Here is a 3,670-nt window from a genome sequence, read left to right as displayed (position 1 = left end):
GTTAAAGGAATAATACTAAAGGGTAATGCAAGACTTAAAAATACTTGTGTGAAGATTAAAAGATCTTCAATCTTAGAAGTACTTGAACCATATAACCATAAACATATGAATACAGGAATCACAGCGATTAATCTAGTAACTAGTCTTCTTGCCCATTGAGGTATTTTTATATTCAAAAACCCTTCCATGACAATTTGTCCTGATAATGTGCCAGTAATGGTTGAATTTTGTCCTGAAGCTAACAAAGCTATGGCAAATAATGTACTCATAACAGCACCACCTATAGCTCCTGCAAACTCGGATTCTTGTAAAGCATTATATAAATCATAAAATCGTCCTAAGTCTTCACCATTACCAAAGAATAGAGCGGCACCTAATATTAAAATCAAACAATTAATAATAAACGCAATTGAAAGTTGTATATGTGAATCAATAATAGCGTATTTAATAGCCTCTTTTTTCTTAGCTTTACTTTCACGTATATAGTTACGTGATTGAACAATTGAAGAATGCAAATACAAATTATGAGGCATGATTGTCGCACCAATGATACCTAAAGCCATGTATAACACACCCTTGTTAGTAGCTATTTCTGTACTTGGAATAAAGCCACCTAAAACAGCACTCCATTCTGGAGAAGCAAAGTAAACTTCAAATACAAAGATAAAAAGAACTGTAAAAATTAATACACCTACGATAGCTTCAATCTTTCTAAAGCCAAATTTAATAATTACTAGTAAAAGTAAAACATCTAATACAGTAATAGTTACTCCCACTACTAAAGGTATATCAAAAAGTAGATTTAGTGCTATCGCACTACCAATGACCTCTGCAATATCCGTAGCCATAATTGCTAATTCTGTAACAATCCAGGCTGCTATCGATAACGGCTTATTACTTATGTGTTTAGTTACTTGAGCTAAGTCCATACCACTCGCAATACCTAAACGAGCGCACATACTTTGAAGTAACATGGCTGATAAGCTCGATAATAATATTATAAATAATAATGTATATCCAAATTGTGCTCCTCCTGCCATTGAAGTAATCCAATTACCTGGATCCATATAGCCTACAGCAACAAGAAGTCCAGGACCTAGATACATTATTAGTTTCTTGATACCATTTGCTTCGCTATCAAAAGAAACTTTTCCATTTATTTCTTCTAAACTTTTCTTCACTATAAAAATCTCCTCATTGAATATTAAATTTATCAATGAATATTATAGTATAAATTAGGCTGACCTAAAAATTGTTTTGCTTCATATATATTTTTTCTCATTAAAATTTTAGTCACGATACGTTTTGATTATTTTAATTAATCTTTCTATATCATTATTTGAGAGGTTTTCTATATTGTCTATGTCATGTTTAAGCGACTCTTTTATATTAGACTTCTCATTATTTTTCAGAAAATAAGTTGCTATTGAACCTGTTATCATTCCAACTAAACCGATACCAAAAAAACATCAGATAAACACTTGTTATTCTGCCAATTAGTGTCTCTGGACTGATATCACCATAGCCAACTGTAGTAACTGTCACTATAGCTAACGAAACCCCATCATTATATGATCTTACAGATGGCTCAAAATAAGTAAGTGGGATTGCAGAAAATAATATGCTAATACATGAAAAGACACTTCCTTTTAAAAGAAGTGTCTTAAGCGTTTCAAATTTAAAATATATCTAAATAACGAACATTTTTAATATGGAGGGATTATGTTTTTCTTGATTTAACTTTTTCCCATTCAATTTTCAGGTAATTATTAATAAAATCTTTATATTCATCTATTTTTGTTTCTTCTAAAGTATTATTACCATCATAAGATTCTCTGATATTTTTTTTTAATTCATTTAAAGAATCATAGATTTTCTCATTGCTAATTGATAAATCCCCTTTATAAAAACTTGCACTACTTTCAACTGCAACTAGTATTTTTTTATGTTCGATTCGTACTTTATGAATATCATATTTATTTATCGGAAATAAATTTTTCATTTCTTCTATAGAAGTAAATAGATTATACATAGCACTGGTTCTATCTATTTTTTTGTTATTTAAAACCTTCGTTTGTTCCTTTACCTTTTCTTGTATATTGTCTATTTCTTCTTTGTATTTTTCCGCATTATTGTCTCTTTTCCTTGATTCATATTCTAAACCTTCTAACAAGGTGCTTCTCATATTATCTAACATATTAATATCTTTAGTTTTTTCACTATAAAAATTTTGATGAGTGTTGAAATCATAAAATGCTTTTATCAAATTAGTATTTACTTCTCTTACTTTCTGAATCCAATTTATCCTTGAATCTTCAATTTCAGATTTTCTTTTCATTGAATTGTCTATTTTATAACCCACCCACACTGACGTTAAACTAATTAATGCTACAAAAATGGCAAACATATTTTTCATCATCCAATCTTTTTATTCTTTCGTCTGCTTTTAGTTGCAATAACTTAACTTTTAGTTTAGATAAGTTATTGCATTAGGCTGTGCTTTACATATATATTTAAAGATTGCTCCTCTTTAAATAATTAGTTAACATAATCGATGATTATCGGAAGTTTCGGTGATAAAAATAATAGCGATACAAGTTATTCAACTTGTATCGCTATTTTCATAAACATAGTCTTTTTAAACGATTATTATAATATAATTAGCCACCAAACAAACGACTCCAGAAGCCTTTTTTAGGTTGTGTTTCTTCACTCTTATATTCTATATCACTATCATTGTCATTTTGTTTAGATAGATCATCTTCTTTTTGTACTTCTTCCTCTTGTTTACTTTCATCACTTTGACTTTCAGATATATCTTTGTGTTGAATCTCTGCTTCTTTTTCGTCTTCCTGGCGTTGATTAATATTTACAGAATCAGTAGTATATGTAGCTTCTTGCTCATCAACGTTTTGTCTAACGTTGGTAGATGCATCGAAGGAATAATTAAGGTGTCTTTCTTCCTCTAATTGATTCTCTAACTTTTGAATCTTTTTATTACTTTCTAATGCCAGAACTTGTTGATTCTCAAGCAATTTTGATCTTTCCTGTAACTCTTTTCTGTAAAATTCAATTGTTGTTTCATGACGACTTTCTTGTTTTGCAATTTGATCATTCAAAATATCAATCTGATTTTTAAGAATTTCTACTAATTGAGTATCACTTTGGAATTCACCATTAATATTATCTGACTCTTTTTTTTGTTTGTCTTCAGTAGAACTTTCAAAACCATATTTCTTTTTATTTTCATTTACTCTTTTAATGATTTTTTCTATATCAGAATCTTCTTTAATAAACGAAGTGTTTTCCTGTTTTATTGTTTTTATATCCAATCGTTTAATGTTATTAAAAATAGTTTGCTTGCTAACACCTAATTCTTCACTCAATATTTTCACACTTTTCATATTATCAACCCTTTATAAAGTGATTATCAACCCTTTACGATATATTATAAGATTATCATGCCTAATAATAAAGTAATTGATAAACCGAAAATGTAAAAGTAGCAAACATTTCATCAATTGTTCGTCAAGGGTTGATGGTAGTTGTCAAAGGTTTATAAACCTTTGACAACCCTGTATTTTCCCTTTTATAACCTTATTTAAAATGCTATAATAGACTCAACGCATTAAAAACCCCAACTACTGGTAATAGCTGGGGTTTGGTAATA

4 protein-coding genes are annotated in these 3,670 nt (G+C 29.1%); all 4 read right to left on the bottom strand.

Going from position 1 to position 3,670, the window contains the following annotated elements; translation table 11 throughout:
- A partial coding sequence (locus tag AB0C84_RS45470; protein WP_361078999.1) for an Nramp family divalent metal transporter occupies window positions 1-1,181 on the bottom strand: 1,181 nt, incomplete at its 3' end.
- 220 nt (window positions 1,182-1,401) lie between these two features.
- A complete protein-coding gene (locus AB0C84_RS45465) occupies window positions 1,402-1,623 on the bottom strand; it encodes a potassium channel family protein (protein ID WP_225973880.1) in 222 nt (73 codons plus the stop codon).
- A 97-nt stretch (window positions 1,624-1,720) separates the two neighbouring features.
- Entirely contained in the window at window positions 1,721-2,419 is a 699-nt protein-coding gene (locus AB0C84_RS45460) for a hypothetical protein (RefSeq protein ID WP_215051627.1), read from the bottom strand.
- A gap of 241 nt (window positions 2,420-2,660) precedes the next feature.
- Window positions 2,661-3,404 carry a DUF536 domain-containing protein gene (locus AB0C84_RS45455; protein ID WP_002498865.1) on the bottom strand — a complete coding sequence of 248 codons (744 nt, stop codon included), beginning with the start codon at window positions 3,402-3,404 and terminating at the stop codon, window positions 2,661-2,663.
- Window positions 3,405-3,670 lie beyond the last annotated feature (266 nt).

Origin of the sequence: Actinomadura sp. NPDC048955 (assembly GCF_040649435.1) — a bacterium.
In the GTDB taxonomy this organism is placed as follows: Bacteria; Actinomycetota; Actinomycetes; order Streptosporangiales; family Streptosporangiaceae; genus Spirillospora; species Spirillospora luteofluorescens.
The sequence above is the reverse complement of the archived record's forward strand: the minus strand, read 5'-3'. Positions and strand labels throughout refer to the sequence as shown.

Excerpts from the sequence above, each read along its gene's own strand:
- AB0C84_RS45460 (WP_215051627.1), bottom strand. The coding sequence starts at position 2,419 with ATGATGAAAAATATGTTTGCCATTTTTGTAGCATTAATTAGTTTAACG.
- AB0C84_RS45455 (WP_002498865.1), bottom strand. The coding sequence starts at position 3,404 with ATGAAAAGTGTGAAAATATTGAGTGAAGAATTAGGTGTTAGCAAGCAA.